Source organism: Albirhodobacter sp. R86504 (assembly GCF_042466415.1).
Lineage (GTDB): Bacteria > Pseudomonadota > Alphaproteobacteria > Rhodobacterales > Rhodobacteraceae > Albirhodobacter.
The window spans coordinates 2,116,277-2,142,406 of record NZ_JAXHCH010000002.1; the positions used below are offsets into that span (position 1 = coordinate 2,116,277).

28 protein-coding genes and 1 tRNA gene are annotated in these 26,130 nt (G+C 56.4%); 17 read left to right on the top strand and 12 right to left on the bottom strand.

Annotated features, from left to right (window positions below; all coding sequences use genetic code 11):
• Positions 1–43 precede the first annotated feature (43 nt).
• Positions 44–904, top strand: coding sequence for an SDR family oxidoreductase (locus tag SJY32_RS12205; RefSeq protein ID WP_376877720.1), 861 nt, complete (start codon positions 44–46; stop codon positions 902–904).
• 2 nt (positions 905–906) lie between these two features.
• Here the strand turns inward: SJY32_RS12205 and dxs are convergent, their stop codons facing one another.
• The 5 genes from dxs to dapF all read right to left on the bottom strand — a co-directional run bounded on the left by dxs (position 907) and on the right by dapF (position 6,127).
• Positions 907–2,817, bottom strand: coding sequence for a 1-deoxy-D-xylulose-5-phosphate synthase (gene dxs, locus SJY32_RS12210; protein ID WP_376875612.1), 1,911 nt, complete (start codon positions 2,815–2,817; stop codon positions 907–909).
• A 15-nt stretch (positions 2,818–2,832) separates the two neighbouring features.
• Entirely contained in the window at positions 2,833–3,714 is an 882-nt protein-coding gene (locus tag SJY32_RS12215; protein WP_376875615.1) for a polyprenyl synthetase family protein, read from the bottom strand.
• A complete protein-coding gene (locus SJY32_RS12220; RefSeq protein WP_376875618.1) occupies positions 3,714–3,959 on the bottom strand; it encodes an exodeoxyribonuclease VII small subunit in 246 nt (81 codons plus the stop codon). The genes SJY32_RS12215 and SJY32_RS12220 overlap by 1 nt, the downstream gene beginning before the upstream one ends.
• 87 nt (positions 3,960–4,046) lie before the next feature.
• Positions 4,047–5,300 carry a tRNA (N(6)-L-threonylcarbamoyladenosine(37)-C(2))-methylthiotransferase MtaB gene (mtaB, locus tag SJY32_RS12225; RefSeq protein WP_376875621.1) on the bottom strand — a complete coding sequence of 418 codons (1,254 nt, stop codon included), beginning with the start codon at positions 5,298–5,300 and terminating at the stop codon, positions 4,047–4,049.
• A complete protein-coding gene (gene dapF / locus SJY32_RS12230; protein ID WP_376875624.1) occupies positions 5,297–6,127 on the bottom strand; it encodes a diaminopimelate epimerase in 831 nt (276 codons plus the stop codon). Before dapF ends, mtaB begins: the two co-directional genes overlap by 4 nt.
• Positions 6,128–6,321: 194 nt before the next feature.
• On the opposite strand from dapF, the gene SJY32_RS12235 reads away from it, so the two are divergent.
• From SJY32_RS12235 to SJY32_RS12260, 6 genes are all read left to right on the top strand, one after another.
• Positions 6,322–6,397: transfer RNA gene (locus SJY32_RS12235), tRNA-Lys, on the top strand.
• A 154-nt stretch (positions 6,398–6,551) separates the two neighbouring features.
• Positions 6,552–7,391 carry a transglycosylase SLT domain-containing protein gene (locus SJY32_RS12240; RefSeq protein ID WP_376875627.1) on the top strand — a complete coding sequence of 280 codons (840 nt, stop codon included), beginning with the start codon at positions 6,552–6,554 and terminating at the stop codon, positions 7,389–7,391.
• Positions 7,391–9,478: a flagellar biosynthesis protein FlhA gene (flhA, locus tag SJY32_RS12245; RefSeq protein ID WP_376875630.1), complete on the top strand. Its 2,088-nt coding sequence runs from the start codon at positions 7,391–7,393 to the stop codon at positions 9,476–9,478. Before SJY32_RS12240 ends, flhA begins: the two co-directional genes overlap by 1 nt.
• On the top strand, positions 9,478–10,254 hold the full coding sequence (locus tag SJY32_RS12250; RefSeq protein ID WP_376875633.1) for a flagellar biosynthetic protein FliR: 777 nt from the start codon (positions 9,478–9,480) through the stop codon (positions 10,252–10,254). The genes flhA and SJY32_RS12250 overlap by 1 nt, the downstream gene beginning before the upstream one ends.
• Positions 10,254–11,336, top strand: coding sequence for a flagellar biosynthesis protein FlhB (locus SJY32_RS12255; protein WP_376875636.1), 1,083 nt, complete (start codon positions 10,254–10,256; stop codon positions 11,334–11,336). Before SJY32_RS12250 ends, SJY32_RS12255 begins: the two co-directional genes overlap by 1 nt.
• Positions 11,337–11,428: 92 nt before the next feature.
• The gene (locus tag SJY32_RS12260) at positions 11,429–11,665 is read left to right on the top strand and encodes a hypothetical protein (RefSeq protein ID WP_376875639.1); all 237 of its coding nucleotides are present in this window, start codon (positions 11,429–11,431) and stop codon (positions 11,663–11,665) included.
• A gap of 1 nt (position 11,666) precedes the next feature.
• Here the strand turns inward: SJY32_RS12260 and SJY32_RS12265 are convergent, their stop codons facing one another.
• Positions 11,667–12,998 carry a FliI/YscN family ATPase gene (locus SJY32_RS12265; RefSeq protein ID WP_376875642.1) on the bottom strand — a complete coding sequence of 444 codons (1,332 nt, stop codon included), beginning with the start codon at positions 12,996–12,998 and terminating at the stop codon, positions 11,667–11,669.
• A gap of 80 nt (positions 12,999–13,078) precedes the next feature.
• Between SJY32_RS12265 and SJY32_RS12270 the strand changes: the two genes are divergently transcribed.
• The 10 genes from SJY32_RS12270 (at position 13,079) to SJY32_RS12315 (ending at position 19,322) form a co-directional block, all read left to right on the top strand.
• Complete coding sequence (locus tag SJY32_RS12270) at positions 13,079–13,462, top strand: FlgB family protein (RefSeq protein WP_376875645.1); 384 nt, start codon at positions 13,079–13,081, stop codon at positions 13,460–13,462.
• A gap of 12 nt (positions 13,463–13,474) precedes the next feature.
• Positions 13,475–13,867 (top strand): flagellar basal body rod protein FlgC, encoded by a 393-nt coding sequence (gene flgC / locus SJY32_RS12275; protein ID WP_376875647.1) that lies wholly within the window; start codon positions 13,475–13,477, stop codon positions 13,865–13,867.
• Between the two features lie 26 nt (positions 13,868–13,893).
• Complete coding sequence (gene fliE / locus SJY32_RS12280; RefSeq protein WP_376875650.1) at positions 13,894–14,181, top strand: flagellar hook-basal body complex protein FliE; 288 nt, start codon at positions 13,894–13,896, stop codon at positions 14,179–14,181.
• The gene (locus SJY32_RS12285) at positions 14,181–14,450 is read left to right on the top strand and encodes a flagellar biosynthetic protein FliQ (protein WP_376875653.1); all 270 of its coding nucleotides are present in this window, start codon (positions 14,181–14,183) and stop codon (positions 14,448–14,450) included. The genes fliE and SJY32_RS12285 overlap by 1 nt, the downstream gene beginning before the upstream one ends.
• Before the next feature lie 4 nt (positions 14,451–14,454).
• Complete coding sequence (locus tag SJY32_RS12290) at positions 14,455–15,171, top strand: flagellar hook-basal body complex protein (protein WP_376875656.1); 717 nt, start codon at positions 14,455–14,457, stop codon at positions 15,169–15,171.
• Between the two features lie 9 nt (positions 15,172–15,180).
• A complete protein-coding gene (flgG, locus tag SJY32_RS12295) occupies positions 15,181–15,966 on the top strand; it encodes a flagellar basal-body rod protein FlgG (protein ID WP_376875659.1) in 786 nt (261 codons plus the stop codon).
• Positions 15,966–16,394, top strand: a complete 429-nt coding sequence (gene flgA, locus SJY32_RS12300) for a flagellar basal body P-ring formation chaperone FlgA (RefSeq protein ID WP_376875662.1) — start codon at positions 15,966–15,968, stop codon at positions 16,392–16,394. The genes flgG and flgA overlap by 1 nt, the downstream gene beginning before the upstream one ends.
• 11 nt (positions 16,395–16,405) lie before the next feature.
• The gene (gene flgH, locus SJY32_RS12305) at positions 16,406–17,131 is read left to right on the top strand and encodes a flagellar basal body L-ring protein FlgH (protein WP_376875665.1); all 726 of its coding nucleotides are present in this window, start codon (positions 16,406–16,408) and stop codon (positions 17,129–17,131) included.
• Positions 17,132–17,139: 8 nt separating this feature from the next.
• The gene (locus SJY32_RS12310; RefSeq protein ID WP_376875668.1) at positions 17,140–17,628 is read left to right on the top strand and encodes a flagellar basal body-associated FliL family protein; all 489 of its coding nucleotides are present in this window, start codon (positions 17,140–17,142) and stop codon (positions 17,626–17,628) included.
• 540 nt (positions 17,629–18,168) lie between these two features.
• A protein-coding gene (locus SJY32_RS12315; RefSeq protein WP_376870199.1) for an IS3 family transposase occupies positions 18,169–19,322 on the top strand; the annotation gives its coding sequence in 2 pieces (ribosomal slippage) (positions 18,169–18,436 and positions 18,436–19,322; 1,155 coding nt in all).
• A gap of 307 nt (positions 19,323–19,629) precedes the next feature.
• Here SJY32_RS12315 and SJY32_RS12320 read toward each other — a convergent pair.
• The 6 genes from SJY32_RS12320 to motA all read right to left on the bottom strand — a co-directional run bounded on the left by SJY32_RS12320 (position 19,630) and on the right by motA (position 26,070).
• Positions 19,630–19,971, bottom strand: coding sequence for a hypothetical protein (locus tag SJY32_RS12320; RefSeq protein ID WP_376870849.1), 342 nt, complete (start codon positions 19,969–19,971; stop codon positions 19,630–19,632).
• Positions 19,926–21,554, bottom strand: coding sequence for an IS66 family transposase (locus tag SJY32_RS12325; RefSeq protein ID WP_376870851.1), 1,629 nt, complete (start codon positions 21,552–21,554; stop codon positions 19,926–19,928). Before SJY32_RS12325 ends, SJY32_RS12320 begins: the two co-directional genes overlap by 46 nt.
• A 62-nt stretch (positions 21,555–21,616) precedes the next feature.
• Positions 21,617–21,964 (bottom strand): IS66 family insertion sequence element accessory protein TnpB, encoded by a 348-nt coding sequence (gene tnpB, locus SJY32_RS12330; RefSeq protein ID WP_376870854.1) that lies wholly within the window; start codon positions 21,962–21,964, stop codon positions 21,617–21,619.
• Positions 21,961–22,344 carry a transposase gene (locus SJY32_RS12335; RefSeq protein ID WP_376870856.1) on the bottom strand — a complete coding sequence of 128 codons (384 nt, stop codon included), beginning with the start codon at positions 22,342–22,344 and terminating at the stop codon, positions 21,961–21,963. Before SJY32_RS12335 ends, tnpB begins: the two co-directional genes overlap by 4 nt.
• A gap of 538 nt (positions 22,345–22,882) precedes the next feature.
• Positions 22,883–25,204 (bottom strand): hypothetical protein, encoded by a 2,322-nt coding sequence (locus SJY32_RS12340; protein WP_376875671.1) that lies wholly within the window; start codon positions 25,202–25,204, stop codon positions 22,883–22,885.
• Positions 25,201–26,070 carry a flagellar motor stator protein MotA gene (gene motA, locus SJY32_RS12345; RefSeq protein WP_376875674.1) on the bottom strand — a complete coding sequence of 290 codons (870 nt, stop codon included), beginning with the start codon at positions 26,068–26,070 and terminating at the stop codon, positions 25,201–25,203. Before motA ends, SJY32_RS12340 begins: the two co-directional genes overlap by 4 nt.
• Positions 26,071–26,130: the final 60 nt, after the last annotated feature.

Genomic DNA, 26,130 nt, shown 5'->3' on the forward strand with positions numbered 1-26,130 from the left:
TGACATCTTGCGTCTGACCTCCGCTTTGCCGATATTTCGCGTTATGAACACGCTCCTTTCCCTCGGTCACGGCTATTCCGCGCGCGCCCTAGCTGCGCGTCTCATTCCGCTTGGGTGGAAAGTCATAGGTACGACGCGATCCGAGGCAAAGGCCGCCGAGATCCGTCTGACCGGCGCAGAGGCGCATATCTGGCCTGGAACGGACCTAGGGCCGCTTTTGGACCGCTCGACTCACCTACTGACCTCCGTGGCTCCGCGGGGCGATAGCGACGATCCGGTTCTTGACGCCGCGAGAGACCAAATCACACGCGCCACACATTTGAGTTGGGTGGGGTATCTCTCCACAACTGGCGTTTACGGCGATAGGGAGGGCGGATGGGTGGACGAGGCCTCCGACCTTTTGGCCGCAACAAAACGCGGTCAGGAACGCATCCGCGCGGAGGCCGCGTGGCAAAAAGTGGCAGAGCAAAGCGGATTGCCGCTCCATATTTTTCGGTTGGCGGGCATCTACGGGCCGGGTCGCGGCCCCTTCGCGAAGGTTTTAGATGGCACGGCACGACGGATCGTGAAGCAAAATCAGGTCTTTTCACGCATTCACGTCGAGGACATCGCCACGGCGTTGCAGCTTTCAATTCAGTCGCCTGACGCGGGCGCGATTTACAATCTTTGTGATGATGATCCCGCCCCGCCCGAAGATGTCATCGCATATGCGGCCGATCTCTTGGGGCAACCGCTTCCGCCTGCGGAAAGCTGGGAAACCGCCGAAATGACACCCATGGCGCGAAGCTTCTACGCTGAAAGCAAGCGGGTTCGAAATGATCGGATCAAATCGCTGGGGCTGACCTTGCGCTATCCCGATTACCGCGCAGGTTTGCGCGCTTTACTCAAAGCCGAAAGGCCTTAGCGTCAGGCACGCTTTGCTACCGAAACCCCCAACACTTCCAGAACCTTAGCTTCGATCTGCGGCGCATTCATACCTGCGCTCGCATACATATCTTCGGGGGATGCGTGATCGATAAACGTATCAGGCAACACCATCGAACGGAACTTAAAGCCATGATCAAACACGCCAGCATCGGATAAGAACTGCGCGACATGGCTACCAAATCCGCCGACAGCCCCCTCCTCGACGCAAATAATCGCTTCATGCTCCGCTACCAGACGCAAGATCAGATCTTGATCCAACGGCTTACAAAAACGTGCATCTGCGATGGTCGGTGTGAGCCCGCGCTGCGCGAGATTTTCGCGCGCTTTAAGCACTTCGGCCAGACGCGTTCCGTAAGACAAAATCGCAACGCGCGCACCTTCGGCGACGATCCGGCCTTTGCCGATCTCGAGCGGCACACCGCGTTCAGGCATCTCCACGCCCATTCCTTCGCCGCGCGGGAATCGGAAGGCAATTGGCCCCTCATCATACGCCGCCGCCGTCGCCACCATATGCACAAGTTCTGCCTCATCCGCGGCAGCCATCACGACCATTCCCGGCAAGCTCGACATAAATCCGATATCAAAAGCGCCTGCATGGGTGGCACCATCCGCCCCCACAAGCCCCGCACGATCAATGGCAAACCTCACTGGCAGGCGCTGGATCGCAACATCATGGACAATCTGATCATACCCACGCTGCAAGAATGTCGAATAGATCGCACAAAATGGCTTCATCCCACCAGCAGCAAGGCCCGCGGAGAAGGTCACGCCGTGTTGTTCCGCGATTCCGACATCAAAGCACCGCCGTGGGAACCGTTCCGCGAACAGATTCAGGCCGGTCCCATCGGGCATAGCTGCGGTAACCGCCACAATCTTTTCATCGACCTCGGCTGCGCGAATAAGGCTTTCAGCGAAGACTTTGGTATAGCTCGGCGCGTTCGACGGCGCCTTGACTTGCGCGCCGGTCACAACATCGAATTTCGCCGTTGCATGGCCCTTGTCAGCCCGTGCTTCCGCAGGCGCGTAGCCTTTGCCCTTTTTCGTGACGGCGTGAATAAGGACAGGCCCCGTTGCGCGCGATTTCAATGTACGCAAGAGCGGCAAAAGCTGTTCCATGTCGTGACCATCGACGGGGCCTACGTATGAAAAGCCAAGCTCTTCAAACAGGGTGCCTCCGATCGTCATGCCTTTGAGCATCTCTTTCGCCCGCCGCGCACCCTCTTGCAGCGGCTCAGGTAACAGGCTGACCGCTCCCTTCGCCGCCGATTTCAAATCTTGGAACGGACCTTCTGTATAAAGCCGCGTGAGATAAGTGGAGAGCGCCCCGACCGGCTGCGCGATCGACATTTCATTGTCATTGAGCACGACGAAGACGCGTTTGCCCAAATGCCCCGCGTGGTTCAGCGCCTCAAACGCCATCCCCCCTGTCAGTGCACCGTCCCCGATCACTGCAATCGCATCCCCCGTATCGCCACCCAGTTCGCGCGCCATGGAAAAGCCGACTGCTGCGGAGATAGACGTCGAACTGTGCCCCGCGCCAAATGCGTCGTAGGGGCTCTCCGAACGTTTTGTGAAGCCCGAAAGCCCCCCCTTCATCCTTAAAGTACGGATACGATCTCGGCGCCCCGTCAAAATTTTGTGCGGATAACACTGGTGGCCGACGTCCCAAACGATCTTGTCGCGCGGTGCATCGAACACCGCATGCAACGCGACCGTTAATTCGACAACGCCAAGCCCGGCGCCCAAATGCCCGCCGGTCACAGACACGGCAGAAATCGTCTCTGCGCGAAGTTCATCCGCCAGACGTTTCAGATCAGTGTCGGACAAAGCTTTCAGATCCGCTGGCGACGCCACACGGTCTAAAGTCGGGGTATGGGGTCGCTCGCTCATCGCTGCCTCCCGGCATTAGGTCTGGCGCGAGATAACGAACCGCGCCGCTTCCCGCAAGAGATCCGCATCCGCGCCATAGGGTGAGAGTGCCTCACTCGCCTCCTCGATCAACGATTTAGCGCGGGCACGGGCGGGTTCCAGCCCAAGCAAAGATACGAAAGTAGCCTTGCCCGCATCGACGTCTTTGCCAAGCCGCTTTCCTGCCAGCGCAGCATCCCCCTCAATATCCAAGATATCATCGGCAATCTGAAACGCGAGGCCCAGCGCGTCCGCGTAGCGCTGCAACGGGGTCGGGTCTGCGCCTGCAATCAAGGCCCCAGCTTGGGTTGAAAACGAGATCAACGCGCCGGTCTTCCCCGCCTGAAGCTGTGTAATCTGCGGCAGGGTGAGCGGCAAAGACACGGTCTCGGCGGCGATATCAAGTGCCTGCCCGTAGACCATGCCGGCCGCGCCGGATGCTTTTGCAAGCGCGCGGACCAGATCCATGCGCTGCTCCGCCGCAGCAATCAGCGGATCGCACAACAGCTCAAACGCGAGGGTTTGCAGCGCATCACCCGCCAGAACAGCCGTCGCTTCATCCCATTTGATATGGACGGTCGGCTGTCCGCGCCGCAGATCATCATCATCCATGCAAGGCATATCATCATGCACAAGCGAATAGGCGTGCAATGCCTCGACAGCTGCCGCAACTGGCATCGCACGCGCTGACTCAATACCGTGGAGACGGGCGGACTCCAAGACGAGAAACGCTCGCAAGCGCTTCCCACCTTGGACACTGTAAGCCATGGCATCGCGCAGGGCGCCGTCAGGGAAAGTTAAGACCGCACTATCCAGCGCGGCTTGAACCTCCCGCTGCACGCGCGCCAGTCGCGCGTCAAATTCGGTATTTCGCGACATTAAAGCCCCTCGACCGGAACCGTCCCGATAGGGCCTGCCTCGCCCAAAGTTATTTTCTCGACCCGTTCTTCAGCCTTCTTTAACGCCTGTTCACAATGCGCTTTGAGCAACGCGCCCTTTTCATAAAGCGCAATTGATTGATCCAACGAGACATTTCCGCTCTCGAGATCGCGCACGACCTGTTCCAGCGCAGCCATCGCGGCCTCGAAACTCATGGATTGAATATCGACTTGTGGTTCGTTCATGCATGGGCTCCTTCTTTGGCCAAGATATACCCGCCCGAATGTCACAAGGCCAGTCGTGGCATCCTTGCCTACCGAAATTACGGCAACTTATGCGAGAAGACGCCCGCTCGCCTGCCCAATGATGCGCACATCCATCAACGAGCCTTCGGGTTGATCGGTATCAAAGCTAACCTCCGCGAATCCTTCAGTTCGCCCTAAACGCGGACCTTCGGTCAGCACGCGCCGCGTCAGACCGACCTGCGTATCGAGATGGGCCGTTAACGCGAGATCGCCTGCGGCCCGCAACCGCGCGGCACGCTCTTTGATCAACGGCCCTTTGACGGCTGGCATGCGCGCCGCCGGCGTGCCTTTGCGCGCTGAATACGGGAAGACGTGCAAGAATGTCAGGCCACACTCCTCGACGAGTTTGAGGGAATTCGTGAACATGTCTTCGGTTTCGGTCGGGAACCCTGCGATGATATCCGCGCCGAAGACGATTTCCGGACGTAAGCGGCGCGCTTCTTCGCAAAACGCAATGGCATCATCGCGTAAATGACGACGCTTCATACGTTTCAAGATCATATCGTCGCCATGCTGCAACGAAAGATGAAGATGCGGCATCAAACGAGGCTCGGTCGCGATGGCAAGCATCAGATTCTCGTCCGCCTCAATCGAGTCGATCGATGAAATCCGGAGCCTCGGCAAATCTGGCACAAGTCGCAAAATGCGCATCACCAGATCCCCCAAACGTGGCGTCGCCGGAAGATCTGCGCCCCAAGAGGTAAGATCAACACCGGTCAAAACGACCTCATTGAACCCCTTATCAACCAAGCGTTTGATCTGCTCGATCACAACCCCGGCAGGAACCGATCGCGAATTTCCGCGTCCGTATGGGATAATGCAAAATGTGCAGCGATGATCACATCCGTTTTGCACCTGAACATAGGCGCGGTGTCGACCGAAACCGTCAATCAAATGCCCAGCAGTTTCTTTCACGGACATGATGTCGTCGACGAGAACCTTCTCCGTCTCACCGATCAAATCAGGCGCGCGCAAGCCGGCCCATGTATCGGCCTGCATCTTCTCATGGTTTCCCACAACCTTCGTGACTTCCGACATCGCGGAAAACGTCTCCGGCTCGGTCTGGGCCGCGCATCCTGTCACGATGATCGACGCGCCCGGATTTTCGCGCGCAAGCTTGCGAATTTCTTGCTTAGCCTTACGAACCGCCTCGGCTGTCACTGCGCATGTATTTACAACGACGGCGTTTTGAACCCCGGCTTGTGCCGCAAGTTCCTTCATCGCTTCGGTCTCGTAGGCGTTCAGCCGACAGCCTAGCGTTGCAAAAACGGGCGCGGTCATAGCGACTCCATAAAACTTTGGGTCAATTGCCCGGAGAAGACATGCGCGGTTGGCCCTGTCATCCAGACCCCGTCATCGCGCCAATCGATCTCCAGCGTTCCGCCATCGACATCGACGATTACCTTGCGTCCAGTCAAGCCGCGCAAATGGGAGGCCACTGCGGCCGCGCATGTGCCGGACCCGCAGGCAAGAGTGATACCCGTCCCGCGCTCCCACACGCGCATTCGCAACCGGTCTGGCCCAGTTACAGTCGCAAATTCAACGTTCGTTGCCTCAGGGAAAAGCGGATCATGCTCGATTTGCGCGCCCCACCCTGCCACGTCAACCGACTCGACATCCTCAACAAAGAAAACGCAGTGCGGATTGCCCATGCCAACCGCCAAAGGCGCACCTTTCAACGGCAGCGCCAGAGGATCGGCGGTGACTGGAATCAAAGCGGCCTCGAGAATCGGCGCCCCCATGTTGACGCTGACCATCCCATCATCCCTGCGGAGGGCCGATAGGGCGCCGCGACGTGTCGTGAGCTTCACCTCATCAACCCCAAGCTGCGTCATCATATAATCACTGACGCACCGCGTAGCATTGCCGCAGGCTCCGGCTTCTGTGCCATCCGAATTCCAGAATTTTATTTTGAAATCAGAGTCTTGCGAGGTCAGGATGACTGCCAACTGGTCAAACCCCACGCCGCGATTGCGATCCCCCAATGCGCGAGCCAGCGCAGGAGTTACGGGATCATCGCCCTCGCGGGCGTCAATCACAACGAAATCATTGCCAAGTCCGTGCATCTTCATGAACGGCTGACCGAGAGGTGCGAGCGTGTTTTTCATAGGCGCGATATACGCCTCGGCAAAAGTTTTTTCCAGTGGGCCAATTTTTCTCAAAAATGCCCCTTGACCCCACCAACGCAGATCCATAGAAGGCCCCAACGCAAGCGACACATCAGGCGGTGCTCTTGAAACCCTCTGCAGCGTGAAGTTTGTAGCGAGATAATTTGCACTAGCAATGTTATCCGCAATGGTGAGAGCCGGTAGCTCAGCTGGTAGAGCAACTGACTTTTAATCAGTAGGTCCAGGGTTCGAACCCCTGCCGGCTCACCATAACACTTACATATTTTGTTAGCAGTTTTGCAGGCGCATCGCGCGTTTCAAAACCCGTATGCGTTGGCCGGCAGACGTTCGACTGCTTACGATTTATCAACCATCACCTTCTAGCCTGACGGTCAGCAAAGAATTGCGTCCGAGGTAGAAATCGATGGGTTCCCACAATCACCTGATCCGTACAGCAGTAATCTGCATACTGGTCAGTGTTAGTCTGTCCAATACGGCAGAAGCCGAGAATTTCGCAGAAACCTGCGAAACGGCTGCCGTGATAGCATCCCAGCAGTCCGGCGTTCCTGTCTCGGTACTCAAAGCGATCTCGCTAAATGAGACCGGAAGAAAGCTCAACGGCGAGTTTCGCCCATGGGCTTGGACGGTGAACATGGAGGGGGCGGGCCATTGGTTTGAGACGCGGGACGAGGCGCGCGCCTATGTTTTCAAGGAGTTCAAACGGGGTGCGCGAAGCTTCGACGTTGGTTGTTTTCAAATTAATTACAAGTGGCATCATACCGCTTTCAGCTCCATCGACGAGATGTTCGAGCCCGCCGCGAATGCGCGTTATGCTGCGAAGTTTTTGACTGAACTTTACGCCGAATTTGGAGACTGGCGTAAAGCAGCAGGTGCCTTTCATTCACGCACGCCAGTGCACGCAAACCGCTACACAGCGCGGTTCGATAAATTTCGTGAGAAATTTCTTGTTGAAGATTCGCAAGTCGCGCAAATGACTGCGCCCGCCAGCGAGGCAGCCTTCGTCGCGCAGACATCGTACGGAGACTACCGTGCACAAGCGGGCGCACATGACGATATTCCCAGCATTCCCGACATCGTTCAGGTCGCGAATGCCCAAACCGTCGAACCCACACCCCGCGTAAACCGCTATCCACTGCTGCGCACAGGCGGCGGCGGTGGGCTCGCATCTTTGGTTCCCATGAACAACGCCGCCGCGGCGTCGCAATCGCTCTTTTCCTCCCCAATAGGATCGGTGATCGAATAATGGCTCCTCTTTCGATATCAAAGATTTTCCAACCCACGATTCTATTGGCGCTCGCGCTCATGGCAGTGATCGTGATGATGATCTTACCGGTTCCGGCGTGGGTGCTGGATATCGGGTTGGCAGCCTCTTTCGCGATCGCGATCCTGATCTTCACGGTCACATTATTTATTGAAAGACCGCTGGATTTTTCGTCTTTTCCGACGATCTTGCTCGCCTCGCTGATGCTGCGCCTATCGCTCAACGTTTCCTCGACGAAACTCATCATCGGGCAAGGCCACACAGGCGCGGACGCGGCCGGCGACGTCATCGAGGGCTTCGCAAACTTCATCATGGGCGGCTCGGTGTTAATCGGGCTCGTGGTGTTTGGCGTGATCTTGATTGTGAACTTTATCGTCATCACGAAAGGCGCGGGACGGATGGCGGAAGTGGGCGCACGGTTCGCCCTCGATGCGATGCCGGGCAAACAGCTCGCGATTGATAGTGACGTCAGCGCGGGCGCCATCGATCACACAGAAGCGCGCCTGCGCCGCGAACGCGAACAAGCCGAAACGACGTTCTTTGGCTCACTGGACGGGGCCTCGAAGTTTGTGAAGGGGGATGCGGTCGCGGGCCTGATGATCACGCTTTTAAACCTTGTAATGGGGTTGATCATCGGAACAGTGCTGCACGGGATGCCATTGGTAGAAGCCCTTGAAACTTATGCAATTTTGACAGTGGGGGACGGTCTTGTCAGTCAGATCCCCGCCGTCATCATTTCCATCGCATCTGCCTTGCTGCTCTCACGTGGTGGCGCGAAAGGGTCTGCAGATCTCGATCTCTTTGGGCAACTTGGTAAATACCCGCCAGCCTTGATTACGGTTGCGATCCTTATGGGATTGTTCGGTCTCGTGCCGGGGCTGCCATTCGTTCCATTCATGGCTGGCGCGCTCGTGCTCGGTGGCAGCGCTTATCTCATCAATGTGAACCAACGTAAGAGGCTGGCTCGCGAAGCGATGAAAATGCCTGCACCTGTTGAAGAAGCTCGAAAAAAATCATTGGGCGATATCTTGGATATTGATGATATTCACGTCGAATTCGCCCCAGATCTGGTGCCGATGGCGCTGGACCCCGCCACAGGGCTGGATTCCCGCATTAACAACATGCGTAACCACGTTGCAGGCGCGTATGGCCTTATACTTCCCGAAATCCGGTTAACGGACGACGGGGCTCTCGAGCGCGGCAGCTATCGTATCCGCATTCAAGGTGTCGAGGTCGCCCGTGACACGCTCTACCCGGAAAAAATATTGGCGCTCATCGCGGACAACCGCGAGATCCTACCCAAGGGCGACGATGTTAAGGAGCCGGTTTACGGCGCTGCTGCGCGCTGGCTTCCTTCTGATATGCAAGAAGAAGCCGCCTTGTGTGGATCTACCGTTGTGGGGCCAACGGAAGTTCTCGCCACGCATCTGCTGGAGGTGATTAAACGAAACTTCAGCCGCTTGATGACCCTGCGCGCGCTTCGGCGCCTGCTGGAGGAGGTGACAAATGTGTCCGATCAACGCCGATCTGAATCAACTCGTAAACTACTCGATGAATTGATCCCGGATAAGGTACCGCTGGACCTGCTGCTCGCAGTTCTACGGCTTTTGCTGGAGGAACGCGTCTCCATTCGAAATCTCATGTTGATCTTGGAAGCTATCGCCGAAGCGCGGAGCCTCCAGACACCGGATGCGATCTGCGAACACGTGCGGCAGCGGCTCGGTTTCCAGATCGTCACCGAAGTCCGACGCGAAGACGGCACAATTCCCCTTATTCAGCTTGCCTCGGATTGGGAGGAGACCTTTGCGCGATTTCAAATTTCAGATGAGTTCGGGCGCGGCGACGTTGCGCTCCCTCCCGATAAATTCAATCGGTTGGCCAATAACATCGCAGAGAAAATCGCAAAAGCAGGAGAGAGCGGAATCTATCCCGCGCTTATCACCTCCGCCCGCAGGCGCCGCTTCATCCGTACCGTCCTTAGCGCGAAAGGGATCGCTGCTCCGGTGTTCAGCTTTGACGAAATCGGAACCGACGCCCGCCCCTCTATGGTCGGGATCGTTCCTGCTTGATGTTGCACCAACTCGCCACCCTTCTAGACCTATCGCAAGATGCATTGCTTGTCGCATTCGCAGTATTCTTGCGCGTGAGTGGCGCGCAAATTGGCTTTCCCGCGTTTGGTCACGAAGCAGTGCCGCAGCGTGTCCGTCTGGTTATCGCATTCGCCTTCACGCTTATTGTCTTCCCAATGGTCAGCCAAAATTTCTCGCACGCGTTTTCTGACGATCGGCAGGTCGTCCGGGTACTTGCAGGAGAATTGGTCATTGGCCTCGTGTTTGGCCTCGTCATGCGCCTGTTTGTTTTGGCACTTCAGACGGCCGGTACCATCGCCGCGCAAGCTATTTCCCTCTCACAGTTATTCGGCGGCACGGCGGGCGAGCCGCAACCCGTCGTCGGGCATCTGTTTACCACAGGCGCACTTGCCTTTGCCGTCATGATGGACCTCCACGTCCATCTCGCGCAGGCCATTATCCAGTCATATGACTTCCTTCCCGCAGGCGCGATTCCGCAGGCAGAGGATGTGAAAGAATGGGGCCTTGTCAGTATCGCCAAGACGTTCTCTCTAGCTTTCGTTCTCGCAGCCCCATTTTTGATCGCAAGCGTCGTGTACAACGTTGCCCTTGGCGCGATTAACAAAGCGATGCCCCAGCTCATGGTTGCGATGGTTGGCGCTCCCGCCATCACTGCCGGTGGGCTGATTTTGCTAATGCTCTGTGTTCCGACCGGCATTGTTATTTGGCATCAGAGGCTTATCAGCTTCCTAGCCAATCCTTTAGGGGCGTGGTGATGAGCGAGGAAGACGACGATAAGCAACACGAAGCATCGCAACAAAAGCTTGATCAGGCCCGCAAGCGCGGAGAACTGGTCAAATCGACCGAGCTGACAGCCGCTGCCTCATACTTGGGGGCGGTGATTGCCGCCACTGCCTTTGGCGGCGCGCTGGTTGTGCATATGGGAAACAACGCGATTCATATGATCGGAGAATCCGACAGGTTGGCCCGCGAGATGTTTGGAGGCGGGTCCGCTACCGCAGGGCATCTCATGGCTTCTATCGGTATTTCTGTTATTCCTTGGTTTGCTGTGCCTTTCGCACTTGTTCTCGGATCGCTCGTCGCGCAGCAAGCTATTGTTTTTGCGCCAGAAAAGCTGAATTTCAAAGCACAGCGCGTCAGCCTAATATCGAATTTTACTCAAAAATTCGGCCGCTCGGGCTTGTTCGAATTCGCCAAAAGTTTCGTAAAAATGGTGGTCATAGCTCTTTTGCTAGGCTCGTATTTGGTGCGTCGCGCGCCAGAGCTTTTAAGCACGCAGAATTTGGAGCCCGTGACATCGGTCCAACTCCTTTGCGATATGAGCGTTGGCTTTATCATCATCGTCACAGTCTTTTCAGCAATCATCGGAGCCGTGGATTACCTGTGGCAACGGGCAGATTTCATGCGCCGGAATCGGATGTCGCGGCAAGAATTGGTCGACGAGATGAAGCAATCCGAAGGCGACCCGCATATCAAGGCTCAACGCCGGCAGCGCGCGATTGCGATCGCGACCAATACGATGCTTGCTGATGTCCCGAAAGCCGATGTTATTATTGTGAACCCCACACACTACGCCGTCGCCTTGAAATGGACCAAAGGGTCGGGCCGCGCGCCTGTATGCCTTGCCAAAGGCGTCGACGAGATTGCTCTCAAAATTCGAGAGACGGCCCAAGAGGCTGGGGTTCCGATTCATTCCGATCCCCCAACTGCGCGAGCGCTTTATGCGAGTGTTGAAATCGGCCAAGAAATCGATCCGCGACACTATAAACCCGTTGCGGCAGCAATACGATTTGCCGAGAAAATGCGAATTCGTGCAGGAAAAATGAGGTCAACCTAATGCGCGACCCGAAACACATCCGCCTTTGCGACCTTGCACACATGAAGTCTGATCGCGCGCTAAAAGCGCTCTCTGATCTGATGGATCGGCGCTTGGCTATTCTGAAAGCGATGGATGATTTGAACGCCTCGCTGCTATCCGCTTACGAATATGCGGAACAAGACATAACGTTTGGGGGCAAAATCGCTGCGATCGAATCGCGTACTCGAATTGAAATGCGACATCATGCGGAACGCCTAAAGGGCCTCGATATCGAAATAATGACGCGAAAAGCAGAAGCCGTTCGCGCCTTTGGTCAGAAAACAGTTCTGGCAAACCTTCTGTTATAAACTATTCAAATACGAGAGCTTCCGACAGTTTCTGGAAGCTTTGCTCGCAACCATTCGCCCCAAACTCCGCGATGAACGCGTCTAACTTGGGCCAAACTCTGATTGCGCTGTCGATCGCTTGATCGGAGCCAGAGGTATACAGCCCTGCTTGTATCATCATCTCTGAATTTTCGTATATCCCGAGATGCTTGCGCGCTTTTGCGATCAAACGATTCTCGTCGTCTGTGGCGGCTTCGGGTAGCGAGCGCGACACCGACCGCAACAGGTCAATCGCAGGGAAACGTCCCCGCTCGGCGATCTTTCGGTCAAGGATAACGTGCCCATCCAGAACGCCGCGCAAGATGTCCGCGACGGGTTCTTCCATGTCTGAACCTGCGACCAATACGGAAAATATCGCTGTAATATCGCCCGAAGGCGTATCGAGGTGATCGTGTCCAGGCCCTGCCCTTTCCGCAAGGGACATAATTTGATGTGACGTTGAGGGTGGGTATCCTCGTAAGCTCGGCTGTTCACCGCCCGCGAGTGCAACCTCACGGTGCGCCTCTGCAAAGCGCGTAACGCTATCGGCTAGAAACAAAACATGTCGCCCCTTGTCACGGAAATACTCGGCGACGGTCATGGCTGCCCAAGCGCAACGCCGGCGCACGAGCGGCGACTGATCTGACGTTGCCGCGACCAAAACGGCTTTTTTCATGCCTTCAGGTCCAAGAGTCTGCTCAACAAACTCCCTTAGCTCGCGACCCCGCTCACCAATCAACGCAATGACCACCACATCAGCATCCAAACCCTTCGCAAATTGACCAAGCAAGGAAGATTTGCCGACGCCAGACCCCGCAAAAAGTCCGATTCGCTGCCCACGGACGAGAGGAAGCATCGTATCAAACACCGTCATTCCGGTCGCCAGCCGTTTCCCCAACCGCTTGCGCGAGGTTGCAGGGGGCGGGCTTGCACGAACCGGACGCTCATCTCGGCCCCGCTGAATTCGTCGGCCGTCAAGCGGGCGCCCAAAGGGATCGACAATTCGGCCGACCCAACTCGCATCGGGATAAATACCTCCCTGCCCCAATAGCTCAACACGATCACCGAGCGACACACCATCGGCCGCACCATCCGCAAGGAGCGTAACCGTGCCCCCCTTGAGGGCCAGCACCTCAGCGCCAAGCTGAGCGCCGGACTTCATATGTATAAGCGCCCGATCCCCGAAGGCGGCAATCTCGGCGAGTTTTGCAACCTCGATTCGCCCAGCCCCAACCTCCACAACACGGCCGACCGCATGGGTATCGGCAATATCCGCAATTTCTGCGCGAAGCGTCTCAAAATTAACGACAGCCATACACACCTCCTGTGTTCGCTAAACGTTTCATAAACCATTATCCCTTAAATCTTAGTTGATAGCTCGGAGGAGAAACCCCGATGATCAACAAGATCGAAGTCATGCAAATGGCCCAAGCGATGGCCTCTCACGCTGGTCTCCGTCAGGCGGCAGTGTCTCAAAATATCGCGAACGCAGATACTCCGGGCTATCAGGCCCGCGATGTCGACGCGTTCTCGGCAACGTACCAATCCACCAGCACAACGCCGTTAAAGGTAACGCGTGCGTCGCATCTCGATTCTGGCGCCACACTTAATGCCGCCGTCAAACCGGCCGCCACAAACGCTGTCCAATCGCCAAATGGCAATTCGGTTTCCCTTGAGGACGAGATGGTCCGGGCCGTCGACATCAAACGCCAGCACGACCTTGCGCTGACAATTTACAAAACATCGATGAACGTCCTGCGGACGAGCATCGGACGTTAAGGAGGGTCAGGTATGTCCGATTTTTCAACAACGCTTTCCCAATCCGCCTCAGGCATGCGGGCGCAAGCCGGTAGGTTACGCCATGTTTCTGAAAATATAGCCAATGCCGATACCCCCGGATACCGCCGGAAGCTATCGACTTTCGAAATCGCGAACCCCTCGGGTGATCGTGTCGGCGGAGTGCAACTGGGGCCCGTCAAGCTGGATCAAACCACGCTGACACGGATTTTCGAACCCAGCCACCCGATGGCGGATGACGAAGGCTATTTTGACGGCTCAAACGTTGATCTGGTCATTGAGATTGCTGACGCCCGTGAGGCACAGCGAAGCTATGAGGCGAACCTCAAAATGTTCGAGCAGACACGGCAAATGTCGTCCTCGCTGCTCGAAATCTTACGGAAATAATCAATCCCACACTATGGAGGTCTAGAATGGACTTACTTTCTTCCTTTGCCACGCAAGCCTACACCAAAGCTCGTGAAGCTGCGAAGCCCATGCCGGAGCAGTCAGCCGCGGATCTGGCATCCGACTTCGCTGTCGACTTTGCCGACACTCTCGCAAGCGGCGAAGAAACCGCGAAGGCTGCTATGATCGGAGATGCTGATCCGCATGCCTTGGTTCAAGCGCTCGCGGAAAGTGAACTTGCCGTGGAAACTGCTGTGACCGTGCGTAACAAGGTCGTCGAAGCCTATCAAGAAATACTCCGGATGCCCGTGTGATGGTTGAAGATATCATCTTCTTTGACACGATGCGGCAAGGCCTCTGGATAGCAGTCATGATATCGACCCCCATGCTCGCCGTGGCCCTGTTGGCGGGGGTCGTCATTGGCTTGTTTCAAGCCCTGACATCAATTCAGGAAATGACACTCACCTTTGTGCCGAAGGTCGGCCTGATGCTGGCAGTGTTCTGGGTTTCCATGTCGTTCATGTCGGAAAGCCTTGTCGCGTTCTTCACTGAACGCCTCATTCCGATGATCGCGGAGATATAGGTAAATGGACAACGCTATCTACGCGGCTTTGAACCGGCAGTCTGGCCTTATGAACGAAATGCGGACGATATCGAACAACATATCCAATCTTTCGACGACCGGTTTTCGGCGAGAGGGAGTGATCTTCGCCGAGCATGTAATGCAGGGCGAGAAGCGCAGGGAGAGCCTATCCATGGCCTTCGCGAACGGCCGCATGATCGACCAAGCTCAAGGCCCTCTCGTCCAGACTGGAGGAACCTTCGATTTTGCAATTGAGGGCGAGGGATTCTTTCAGGTCGAAACGCCACAGGGAGCGCAACTGACCCGCGCGGGCACCTTCACCCCGAATGAAAACGGGGAACTGGTCGACATGGACGGATACAGGTTGCTTGATCAAGGAGGCACGCCGATTTTTATTCCGAGTGACGCGCGCGCAATTTCTACCAGCGAAGATGGCACGATTTCAGCATCCGGCACGCCAATTGCTCAAGTTGGCGTCTTTCTTCCCACAAATCCCGAAGGCTTGACGCATGTCGCCGGCACACGTTTTGCCGCACCAGAAGGAGCCGAGGCGACAGAAGGCGCAACCATTCTTCACGGCTATTTGGAAGAGTCGAACGTCAACGCGGTTTCTGAAATCAGCCGGATGATCGAGGTCCAACGGGCCTATGAGCTAGGTCAAACCTTCCTCGACAAAGAAGATGAGCGCATTCGCGGCGTCATTTCAACCCTCACCCGATAGGAGGCTTTAATGCGTGCACTTCAAATCGCCGCAACGGGCATGGCCGCCCAACAAACGCGCGTCGAGGTCATCTCAAACAACCTCGCAAACATGTCTACAACTGGCTACAACGCGCGTCGCGCCGAATTCGCGGACTTACATTACCAGCAAGTCACGAGGCCCGGAACGATCTCGGCAAGCGACGGCACCCTCGTGCCTGCAGGCGTTCAACTCGGGCTAGGCGTTCGCCCAACGGCGGTATCCATCAATTTGGCGCAAGGCTCCCTCAGTGCAACCGGAGGCGACCTTGATCTGGCGATCGACGGCGCTGGTTTTTTGGAGGTAACGTTGCCTTCCGGAACTTCGGCCTATTCGCGCGATGGCGGCCTGAAACGTACGGCCGACGGGCTCATCGTTAGCTCGGATGGGTATGAAGTAGCCCCTGGCATAACGATTCCTGCGGATTCGAACGCTATCGCGATCAATGCAGAAGGTGAGGTCTATGCCTATTTTTCAGATCAGGTCGAGCCGCAGCTTCTTGGCCAATTCACCCTTGCAGACTTTACGAATGAAAAAGGGCTGGAAGCCATTGGATCAAACCTCTTTCTTGAAACGGGGGCGTCTGGTCCTGCGCTCGTCTCAACTCCGGGGGAAAATGGCTTGGGCACTCTGCGCCAAGGATATTTGGAAGAAAGTTCGGTCGATCCGGTACGCGAGATCACAGATCTGATCAAAGCCCAACGAGGATACGAGCTAAACGCTAAAGTCATCTCAGCCGCAGATCAGATGCTAGGCGCAACGGCACAGGTGCGTTGATGAAGTCCAGTGCTTACATTCTATGCCTCGGAATCGCATCCGCCGAGATCGCGTATGCGGATGTTGTTCACCCAGTTCGAACGATCAAAGCGCAGGAAGTCATATCCGCCGAAGATCTAAGGGTTGCTGAGGGCGAGAGCCAATCACTCATCTCTGATCTGCAAGATGCAATAGGGATGGAAGCTCGTGTAACCCTTTACGCCAATAGACCCATTCGGCCGCAAGACATCACCGAACCCGCGGCAATTGAACGAAACCAGACCGTTGAAATGGTCTATTCGCGTGGTCTTCTCAACATATCTGCGGAGGGAAGATCGCTCGACCGCGCCGCCATTGGTGAGACCGTGCGGGTTATGAACATGAGCTCTCGCGCCACAGTGTCCGCCCGCGTTACCGCGCCAGGGCGGGTGCAGGTGACGACGTACTAGGGAGATAATCTATGAAAGCCAGCTTCAAACTCTTATGCGCGGTGGCACTTTTGGGCTGCCAAAGGCTCGAAGATGTCGGCAAAGCGCCCGATTTTACACCCGTCGAGACAAGCAGCGAATATTTCGCGATGACGCAGGGATCCGAATTGCCCGAGTTCACCCCTTCGCAAGAAGGCGCCGAAGCATCCCTGTGGTCGGGATCACGTGGCTCCTTGCTGGGGGATCGTCGTGCGGGCCTCGCTGGCGACATTATGACGGTTGTCATCGAAATCAACGACAAGGCAGAAATCTCGAATTCCACAGGGCGCAGCCGAAGCGGCTCGGAACAGATGGGTGTCACGTCTATGTTCGGCATTCCGCAGCGATTGGATGCCAAGCTTCCTGAGGGTGCATCAATGGCTGATGCCTATAACACCTCGTCATCTTCATCTTACAGCGGTGACGGATCAGTCCAGCGGAACGAAAAGCTCACTCTCCGTGTCGCCGCCACGATCTTGGAGCGCCTGCCCAACGGAATTTTACGTATCCAAGGCAGCCAAGAAGTTCGAGTAAACTTTGAAGTCCGTGAATTAATCGTCACCGGTTTTGTTCGCCCTGAAGATATCAGCCGCCAAAATGAAATCACATACGACAAAATTGCTGGTGCGCGCATTTCATATGGTGGACGCGGCCAGATCACGGATGTCCAGCAACCTCGACTCGGCCAACAAGTCGCCGACGTCATTCTACCATTTTGAGAGGCAGTATGGGCAAATTAATCCCTATCATTTTGGCACTTGTTGGCCTCGGTATCGGCGGCGGGGCAGGTTTTGCTCTCCGCCCGCCTCCGGCGGAGGAAAGCCTGGCAGAGGCTCCTTGCGGTGACGTCAAAGTTCCGGAGCAAGACGCGCCCGCCGACCCAGAAGTACCCCTGTTTGAATATGTAAAGATCAACAATCAGTTCGTTATTCCAGTTGTCGCGCAGGAGACGATTGGGTCTCTCGTTATTTTATCCCTTAGTCTTGAGGTGAAGACAGGCGCCACTCAAAAAGTGTACGCCGTCGAACCAAAGCTGCGTGACGCATTTCTGCAAGTGCTATTCGATCACGCCAATACCGGTGGTTTCGACGGCGCGTTCACTTCGTCAAACAACATGGACTTGCTTCGTAACGCTCTTTTTGAAGTGGCGAAGAAGACCCTCGGAACGGACGTCAACGACGTTCTTGTCTCGGACATTATCCGCCAAGATACATAGGTGAGTTTTTTGTTCAAGCTCTCGTCGAGATGCTCCGCAGGCATACAAGGCGCCGTCTTCTGCAACGCGGATTTGGCCTAGGATGGGGAACATTTGGAACTATCTCAATAACTCTGAGTGAGGTCAGCCGAAGCGTCATAGCACATCGTCCAGCACCGCCCCCGTACAAAACCTATGAAGGCGTTGCACGGGATTTGCCATTCGAGCTCGGCTCGTCTCCACCCAGCCTGATTATCTGGCCGCAGACGAAGGCAGATCCGTTAGGCTAAACTTGCAAAGCCGCGCGTGACCCCGCGACAAAACACTTCTCAGCTTCAAGTAATGAGAGATGGATTTGCGGTTTTGCTTTCTCGTAATCATCTCCGGTTCGGCCGTATGGCAGGCATCCCATCTAGGATCGCGGCAAGGTCTGCACTGATATACTGTGAGACACGATAATCGAAAGCTGTAACTACTCACCTGAGCTACCCCCTAAAATTAGGACACTGACGTAAGCTGCGATTTGTTGTCTGTTGATCTTCAACACGAAGGAGATCGACGATGTCGAAACGGAAGCAACATCATCCAGAATTCAAAGCCAAGGTAGCGTTGGAAGCGCTGAAGGGCGAAGAGACGGTCAGCGAGCTGGCCAGTCGGTTCGGCGTGCATCCCACGATGATCCATCAATGGAAACGTGCTCTGCTTGAAGGTGCGTCTGGCGTATTTGAGCGTGGCGGCCGGAAGGCACCGGAAGTCGATGAAGAGCAGGTCAAAGACCTGCACGCCAAGATTGGGGAGTTGGCCGTCGCCAACGATTTTTTGGCAAGAAAGCTCAAACCCTGGACCGACAAATGAGGTGCAAGATGGTTGAGCCCAATCTGCCTGGGCTGTCTGTTGGGAAGCAATGCGCGTTGCTGTCGATCTCTCGATCCTCGTTCTATTATGAGCCGAAAGGCGAAAGTGAAATGAACCTCGACCTGATGCGGCTGATTGATAAGCAGTTCCTGGAAACCCCGTTTTACGGCGTGCGCCAGATGACTTGGCACCTGCGAAATGAGGATCACGTCGTAAACGAGAAACGGATCAGACGCATTATGCGGCTGATGGGCCTCATGCCCATCTATCAGAAGCCGAACACCAGCAAGGCGGCAAAGGGGCACAAGATTTATCCTTACCTGCTGCGTGGGTTGCGGGTAAATCGGCCCAACCAAGTCTGGTGCGCCGACATTACCTATCTGCCAATGCGGCGCGGATTCTTGTATCTTGTGGCAATCATGGACTGGCACACACGCAAGGTGCTGGCTTGGCGCATCTCAAACACGCTGGAGGCAGAGTTTTGCGTCGATGCGTTGAACGAAGCGATCCACAAGTTCGGCCCGCCTGAGATTATGAATACCGACCAAGGCTCACAGTTCACATCGTTTGCATGGACAGACCGACTGAGCCGCTCAAATGTCCGCATTTCAATGGATGGCAAGGGCCGCTTCCTTGACAACATCTTCGTCGAACGACTGTGGCGGTCCCTGAAGTATGAATGCGTCTACCCGCATGCTTGGGAAACCGGATCGGAGGCGAAAGCAGGCATCAGAAAATGGATCGAGTTCTACAATCACAAGCGACCGCATTCCTCGCTTGGCGGCAGGCCACCTGCCGTGGTCTATTGGCAGAGAATTAAAACAACCAACCCCGATCAGCAGGTGCAAAGAGTAGCTTAATTTACGCCAGATCCTGTCCAACAAATGGGGAGTAGCTCACACCTGTCGCCAATTGATTGTCATTAAACTCCCTTGCCCCGCGGCCCACGAGGGTATGTCAACTAGCGCCAGAAGGAGGCATACTTGATCTCGGTTACTTCGGTGCACTCATCGTTCGGCTTCGGTCTCACGCGCCGCATCCTGCGCACTCAAGGAGCGAGTAGAGCCGCCGATAACTCAGGCGCACCATTCCCGCTAGCCGTTCGAACCAATAGCACGACAGGATTCGCCGCACTGCTGCACAAGATCAATGGTAACCAACCGGTTGCTACCGCGGTGACTGGGCCTTGATGCGAGCGACGAGGTCTTCGTCGTCGACGAAGTCGTCGAGGAATGTATGCCAGGTTTCGGTCGTTACGCGCGCGTCCCTGAGCATATCTTTCAGTTCATCGATACCGTCATCGGTCAAGGCGGTGATAGTCTCGTCTGGGCCGGTATAGACGCTGATGATTGCCCCATAGCTCAGATTGTCGTCCTTGTAGACGATGGCCTCCAGAAGCTCGGGGTCTTCACCCAGCATCTTGGTGACATGGTCGAGGGTGCAGACGTGGCTGACGATTGCCATCAGGCGGCCTCCGCCTGAGGCGTGGTCAGCGGCGACCAGTTCCATGGCAACAGATCATTGATCCGATTGATCTTATGATCGTGGATGCGGGCCAGTATGTCGGCGAGGTAGGCCTGCGGATTGAGGCCGTTCATCTTGGCGGTCTCGATGATGGTCATGGCGCGGGCCAGCGTTTCAGCGCCGGTGTCGGCCCCTGCGAAGAGCCAGTTTTTCCGGCCGATGCCGATCGGGCGCAGGGCACGTTCGGCCGGATTGTTGTCGACGGCCACCCGGCCGTCTTCGAGGAAGAGACTGAAGGCGCCCCGTCGGCTGAGCCCATAGCGAAACGCCTTGGCCAGATCACCCTTGCCGGGGATCAGCGAGAGCTGCTGCTCTGACCAGGCGAAGAAGGCCGCAACCTTCGGGGCGCTGAGCTTCTGGCGGGCGGCGAGACGGATTTCGGCCGAACAGCCGTTGATCTCCCGCTCGATGTCATAGAGCGCGCCGATGCGGTCGAGCGCCTCGCGGGCAATTGCGGATTTCGTCTTGCCCCATTCATCATGGAAGTCGCGCCGAAGGTGAGCCCAGCAGGCGGCCTCCCGCAGACGGGGCGTCCCGTCAGGGTCCGGGCCGTATAGCTTGGCATAGCCCTTGTATCCGTCGGCCTGCAGAATGCCGCGGGTCTGGGCGAGATGGCGATGGACGTGTTCTTCCTTCCAGTCCGGCGCGAAGGCATAGACCGCGCCGGGTGGCGACGTGCCTGCCCAAGGGCGTTGATCCCGGACATAGGTCCAGATCCGGCCCTTCTTCACGCCCTTGACCAGCCCCTTGTCGCGCTGAGACCGGTCCAGCACCCGGATCGGTGTATCATCGGCATGCAGCAGGTTGCTGACCATGACATCCGCCTCGATCCTTTCGATCAGCGGCTGGAGCACCTTCATGGCGCGGCCGCACCAGTCGACCAGCGTGCTGTCGGGGATATCGGCCCCCATGCGCGCAAAGATCTCGTGCTGGCGATAGAGGGGAAGGTGATCGTCGAACTTGGAGACAAGGATGTGGGCCAGCAGGCCAGCACCGGCCATGCTGCCCGGGATGGGCCGACTGGGCGCAGGCACCTGCACCATGCGCTCGCAGCGGCGGCAGGATTTCTTGGGGCGGGTAATCTGGACGACCTTCAGTTGCGCCGCGATCAGATCCAGCATCTCGCTGACATCCTCACCCACCATCCGCAGGTCGCCGCCGCAATCGGGGCAGCAGCTGCCAGGGTCGAGCTCCTGCCGCTCGCGCGGCGTGCTGTCCGAGACCCGGGGTCGACGGCGGGATGGGCGATCGGCGACCTCGCCGGCGACAGCCGTTTCCAGCGCGCCCTTGTCCTGGCCGTCCTCCATGAGCGCCGTCTCGCTCTCGGCCGCGGCGATCAGCAGATCCTCCAGTGCCAGCTCCAGCTGCTCGATCTCGCGTTCGATCTTTTCCGAGGACTGGCCGAAGACCTGCTTCTTCAGCTTGGCGATGCGCAACCGCAGGGTCTGGATCAGCGCGTCATGGGCGCGCAACGTGGCCGAGATCTTCGCGTTCTCCGCCTGCAAGGCCGCGACCAGCGCCTTCAGAAGCGCCGGATCATCAGGAAGAGTTTGGGCCGCTTTCGACATGCGCCCTGATACCACAAGGCCCCAAGAAAGACCATAAAAACAAGGCGTTTCAACGCCATTTCTTAGCCTACGCGAGCCGGTGGCGCACCCCAGTCCGGCCTGCGCCAGTCAATCCCTTCCCAGAGCATGGCGAGTTGCGCCGAAGTCAGCCGCGCTGCGCCGTCACCGCGCGCGGGCCACGGAAAGCGGCCCTTCTCCAGCACCTTATAGTAGAGGCAAAACCCCTGACCGTCCCAATGAAGCAGCTTCAGCCTGTCGCCCCGACGCCCGCGGAACGCGAAGACCGCACCACTGGTGGGCTTCTGCCGCAGGTGATCCTGCGCCAAGGCCGCCAGGCCTGCGATCCCCTTCCTCATGTCGGTCACGCCGCAGGCCAGATAAACTCGAACCCCGGTGCCCGGCCCGATCATGCGGTTTCTACAATGCGGATCAGACGCGTCAGCGTGCCCGTATCCAGAGCCGGGTCGAAGCGCAGGCAGCGGCCATTGGCCAGTTGCAATTCGATGTTGGAAGGGGGCGCCGCCGCCGGCTCTACACTCGGCGCAGGCACGGCAAGATCTGCCGGCATCTCCAGCTCCACCGGCAGGAACAGGGCCTCCGGAAACGCCGAAAGCAACCCCTTCCTCTTCATCTCGTGCCGCCAAGAATAGATCTGCTGGCGCGTCACATCATGCCGCTGCGCAACCTGCGTCACCGTCGCGCCGTCCGCCCCAACCGACAATACGATCTCGAGCTTCGCCTCGTCGCTCCACCGCCGTCGCCGTTCCAGTCCCAGAATATCGCCACGCATCGCAAACCCCGCATAAGACACGTCGCAAACGACGTCGCTATGAACGTGCCATATCAGATCAGCGAAAATTCAGGCAGGCGGTGGCAATCGGGCGGTTACGATCAATGGACCCGCAGCGGCACGATCGTTGCGGTCGGGTTTTTTCGAGCAACATCGATCAGTCAAGGCAGATGGGCTTGAAGGTTGCCTCGGTCAAGACCCCCGGCGGTCGCACTGAAGAGCTCCTGCTTTTTCAGACAGGTTCGCGGCTCAATGGAGATGCATCTTGGTTAGGCTCTGTTATTTCAAGTGGTTACCTGACACTTAATTTTACAGCCCCTTAACGGAAGTCTCACCGCCTATTTTGCTTTTTAATAATTCATCCCGTGGAGCCGTTTTCCCTACCGCGACTACTCGTATGCGCCTTAAGTACGCGCGGCTCCCTCGACGCCATGCTCTGCTTCCGATCGCCTCCTAGCTTGAACGTGAAACGAAAACGTCAGCTTCCAGAAATCCAAATTAGGCAGATCAGAAAAGTTAATGCCCACAAAGCAATGGGCTAAATCTTAGGATCTAACAAAGATCTAAGCGCGGATCTCATACGGGAACTGCCATCAATTAGAACCTCCGCGCGGCCCAAGGGACCTTCCGCAGATTGTTGATTGTCGGCGTTCGTCGATGCGAGTGAGTCGATAGCCTCTTTTTGCTGATCGCTACCAAATTCAGAGATCAGGTCAGGTGCGCCAGCCTTCCATGCCTGCCTACTCGCCTCTCCACTTTCGCCACTCAGCGCAAACGCCTCCGCCGCCGCTATGGGCTGAGCAACTAGCGCCAGTGCTTCGCCACGCAGTGAGCCAACCTGATCATTTGTAAGTCCGTCTAGCGCGTCGAGGGCTGCCTGCCCGTCACCAAGCCCGACAAATGCCTCAGCACGCAAGAGTCGCAATTGATCGCTTAACTTCAGTTCAGCCTCTAAGACAAGGGACGCCTGATCAAAGTACCCAAGCGATATGAAACGTTTAGCGGTCTCCAAGCTCAAATTTTCGTCCGTGGAGAGGGCTCCCCACAACGCAGCGTTTTCAATAGAAAACCGCAGAAAGTCTACGTCTCCAGCGCGCTGCAACAGCGCCCGATAGACTTTCAAGCTTATCTCCTCTCGCGAACCTGGTTCATCCTCAGGCCAACGTGTCAGTGCGTCGACGGCGCGCGCGTACTGGCCGTTGGCACTTGCCGCCAAGATAAACGCGCGCTCAATATTTGGTCCGCGTGGCGTCATACGATGCTCGAACGCCATAGCTGAGACTTGTTCGACCAAATCATCCCCAACGGTTTCATTAGCCCCTACCTGCGCGTCGATTAACATAACCATCGCGTCGACGGCCCCTGCGCCGTTATCCTTGATCACAGTCTTCAAATTCTCGGTCGCGTTTTCAGTATCGCCCCGCGCGAGGCTAATCCGCGCATCGATCATGTCCATAGGCATGTCATCGCGCGCGACGCGTTCCGCGATACCGCGAATGATACGCGCTGTTGCAACCTCTCCGTTCATGATTAAGCGTTCGACGAGTGGATCGACTATGAGATTTCTCAGGGACTGAGGGAGCGCGGCGAACGACCGTTGAACAGCTTCAACGTTAATCGTGTCGGTGTCTAAATCCTTCTGCGAACCCAAAACGGCCCACATCGCGCCCGGACCTTCACAGCCAGACATCGTCAAGATAGGCGACGACGCATCGACAGACCGAGAATCCAACACGCGAGCGACATACCGCAAAAGATCAACTTCCTCGGTCTTTATTGCAAACGCGTCGAGTACCGCTTCCGCTTCAGCTCCAAATCCGAAAGATAGATAGAGCTTAGCAAGTTTAACCGCTTCCTCTTGGTTTACAGTGTCGAACTCACCTAACAAAACTGATCTCGTTTCCGCAATTTGCGAAACCGGTGAACTATCAGTTGCCCAATCTTGCGGCCTGAGGGCATCGTCACGAAGGCAGCTTAATCCTTCGTCGGTGTAACCATGCTTCGACGGCCGTGTTTCGACTTCACGATCAAGTGACGTTTTCATCGAATATGCTAGGTCAGATTGCTCAGTTCTCGCGTCAGCTTCTTGCTGTTTGGCAGCAATGTCGCTGGGGACGCCGGTCTCTTGGGAAATCTGATCCAAAGGCTCACTTTGATCTTCATCGCCCGCGGATGGTGGAGGGGCTTGCTTAGTGGGTTCGACGCGAACCAAGCCTTGGGACGCCGCACGGCTCAATTGCCGCAAAAGTTGTTCCTCAACTAGGGCGACACGCGGATTTGAGGCGAGCTGTTCAAGCATCACTGCCGGCGTGTCGGATGTCGTTTGGGCGGCTTGAGCCGGCGGCAAGCCGTCCAAAACTCCATTCCAGAAGAAATCGGCCTGCACCTGTTGGCTCGCGCCGAGCGAGCTTAAGGGTTGACGAGAAGCGTTCCGAACCGGCGATTGGCGACCTACGTCAAACGGCGGCGCTAGCTGACCTTCTGCGTCGAGGGATATGAGGAGTTTCGCCTCCTCCTCAGACAGAATATCGATCACGACGGCGCCTTCGCGAGTCTCGAAGCTGCGCGCGACCATACGTGGCGCCAAGATGAGTTCTAGCGTACCGCCAGGCCCTTGCGCGCGCATGCTCTCGATCCGGTTTTTGGGAATCAAATCAAAGGCATTCGTCGTATCGAAGGTAATATCATCCCGTGAGAAATTGACGTTATATCCTTGCTCCGTCGGCACGAGTTTCCAAGCCGTAATGCGGGCCGGCGACAAAACAACGCGCGAGAAATTTGTGTGTTCGCCAGTCTGTACTTTTATGGTCTCTGCGTAAGTTGGCAAGGCGACCAAAAGTCCTAAAGCAACCCATTTCATGCTGCATCCTGCTTCACAGCTTTGAGTGCATCCTCGAGCTCCGAAAAGCTTGGGCGAATGTGATGCGGGGTATTTTGTCGACCAACCTCGATGCAAATGTTGGTTGCATGATTATGCAAATTTGCGATCAAAACTTCGCGCACGAGTTTGTAGAAGTGGCTATCCTCAGCAATCACAGTGCCCACTTTTGTGGCAAATGGCGCGACGAGACCGTAGGCCATGAACACCCCCATAAAGGTCCCAACGAGTGCCGAGCCGATCATCCCACCGAGAATTTCCGGAGGTTGATCGATTGACGCCATCGTCTTGATAACCCCAAGCACAGCAGCAACAATTCCCAATGCGGGCAGCCCATCGGCAATTGTTTGCAAAGCATGGGCGGAATGTTGCGCGTGTGCGAGCTGCTGATCAAGTTGCTTGTCGAGAACCTCTTCGACCTGATGCGGATCGTCGTAATTCATTGAGGCAGATCGCAAGGTATCACAGATAAGATCGACAACTTCGTGATCACTCAAAATTTTCGGATATTTGCCGAAAATCGACGACTCCGTAGGAGCTTCGATATGTTCTTCGATCGCGACAGGGTTCTGACGCACGAGGCGAATGAGCTCGAACAATAAACACAGGAGATCTCGGTAATCCTGCGGAAGCCATTTCGGCCCCTTAAATACCTTCCCGACATCCTTCAGTGTGTGTTTGATAGATTTCATATCGTTGCCAAGCACGAAGGCTCCGACAGCTGCGCCACCGATCATAATCATTTCCCACGGAGCAGCCTCGATGACGATCCCCATCTTGCCGCCGTGGGCGACGTACCCGCCAAAAACCATGACAAAGACAATTACAATGCCAGCTACACCAATCATATCTACACCTCCGGTTGGCCTATAAATTGCACTGCGAGGTCTTAAAAAACCCTATTCAAT

Excerpts from the sequence above, each read along its gene's own strand:
- SJY32_RS12285 (WP_376875653.1), top strand. The coding sequence starts at position 14,181 with ATGGTTGAAGATATCATCTTCTTTGACACGATGCGGCAAGGCCTCTGG.
- SJY32_RS12290 (WP_376875656.1), top strand. The coding sequence starts at position 14,455 with ATGGACAACGCTATCTACGCGGCTTTGAACCGGCAGTCTGGCCTTATG.
- dapF (WP_376875624.1), bottom strand. The coding sequence starts at position 6,127 with ATGAAAAACACGCTCGCACCTCTCGGTCAGCCGTTCATGAAGATGCAC.
- flhA (WP_376875630.1), top strand. The coding sequence starts at position 7,391 with ATGGCTCCTCTTTCGATATCAAAGATTTTCCAACCCACGATTCTATTG.
- motA (WP_376875674.1), bottom strand. The coding sequence starts at position 26,070 with ATGATTGGTGTAGCTGGCATTGTAATTGTCTTTGTCATGGTTTTTGGC.
- SJY32_RS12340 (WP_376875671.1), bottom strand. The coding sequence starts at position 25,204 with ATGAAATGGGTTGCTTTAGGACTTTTGGTCGCCTTGCCAACTTACGCA.
- flgH (WP_376875665.1), top strand. The coding sequence starts at position 16,406 with ATGAAAGCCAGCTTCAAACTCTTATGCGCGGTGGCACTTTTGGGCTGC.
- SJY32_RS12220 (WP_376875618.1), bottom strand. The coding sequence starts at position 3,959 with ATGAACGAACCACAAGTCGATATTCAATCCATGAGTTTCGAGGCCGCG.
- SJY32_RS12265 (WP_376875642.1), bottom strand. The coding sequence starts at position 12,998 with ATGGCTGTCGTTAATTTTGAGACGCTTCGCGCAGAAATTGCGGATATT.
- SJY32_RS12240 (WP_376875627.1), top strand. The coding sequence starts at position 6,552 with ATGGGTTCCCACAATCACCTGATCCGTACAGCAGTAATCTGCATACTG.
- tnpB (WP_376870854.1), bottom strand. The coding sequence starts at position 21,964 with ATGATCGGGCCGGGCACCGGGGTTCGAGTTTATCTGGCCTGCGGCGTG.
- SJY32_RS12215 (WP_376875615.1), bottom strand. The coding sequence starts at position 3,714 with ATGTCGCGAAATACCGAATTTGACGCGCGACTGGCGCGCGTGCAGCGG.
- SJY32_RS12205 (WP_376877720.1), top strand. The coding sequence starts at position 44 with ATGAACACGCTCCTTTCCCTCGGTCACGGCTATTCCGCGCGCGCCCTA.
- mtaB (WP_376875621.1), bottom strand. The coding sequence starts at position 5,300 with ATGACCGCGCCCGTTTTTGCAACGCTAGGCTGTCGGCTGAACGCCTAC.
- dxs (WP_376875612.1), bottom strand. The coding sequence starts at position 2,817 with ATGAGCGAGCGACCCCATACCCCGACTTTAGACCGTGTGGCGTCGCCA.
- fliE (WP_376875650.1), top strand. The coding sequence starts at position 13,894 with ATGGACTTACTTTCTTCCTTTGCCACGCAAGCCTACACCAAAGCTCGT.
- flgC (WP_376875647.1), top strand. The coding sequence starts at position 13,475 with ATGTCCGATTTTTCAACAACGCTTTCCCAATCCGCCTCAGGCATGCGG.
- SJY32_RS12320 (WP_376870849.1), bottom strand. The coding sequence starts at position 19,971 with ATGGAACTGGTCGCCGCTGACCACGCCTCAGGCGGAGGCCGCCTGATG.
- SJY32_RS12335 (WP_376870856.1), bottom strand. The coding sequence starts at position 22,344 with ATGCGTGGCGATATTCTGGGACTGGAACGGCGACGGCGGTGGAGCGAC.
- flgA (WP_376875662.1), top strand. The coding sequence starts at position 15,966 with ATGAAGTCCAGTGCTTACATTCTATGCCTCGGAATCGCATCCGCCGAG.
- SJY32_RS12325 (WP_376870851.1), bottom strand. The coding sequence starts at position 21,554 with ATGTCGAAAGCGGCCCAAACTCTTCCTGATGATCCGGCGCTTCTGAAG.
- SJY32_RS12255 (WP_376875636.1), top strand. The coding sequence starts at position 10,254 with ATGAGCGAGGAAGACGACGATAAGCAACACGAAGCATCGCAACAAAAG.
- SJY32_RS12270 (WP_376875645.1), top strand. The coding sequence starts at position 13,079 with ATGATCAACAAGATCGAAGTCATGCAAATGGCCCAAGCGATGGCCTCT.
- SJY32_RS12310 (WP_376875668.1), top strand. The coding sequence starts at position 17,140 with ATGGGCAAATTAATCCCTATCATTTTGGCACTTGTTGGCCTCGGTATC.
- flgG (WP_376875659.1), top strand. The coding sequence starts at position 15,181 with ATGCGTGCACTTCAAATCGCCGCAACGGGCATGGCCGCCCAACAAACG.
- SJY32_RS12250 (WP_376875633.1), top strand. The coding sequence starts at position 9,478 with ATGTTGCACCAACTCGCCACCCTTCTAGACCTATCGCAAGATGCATTG.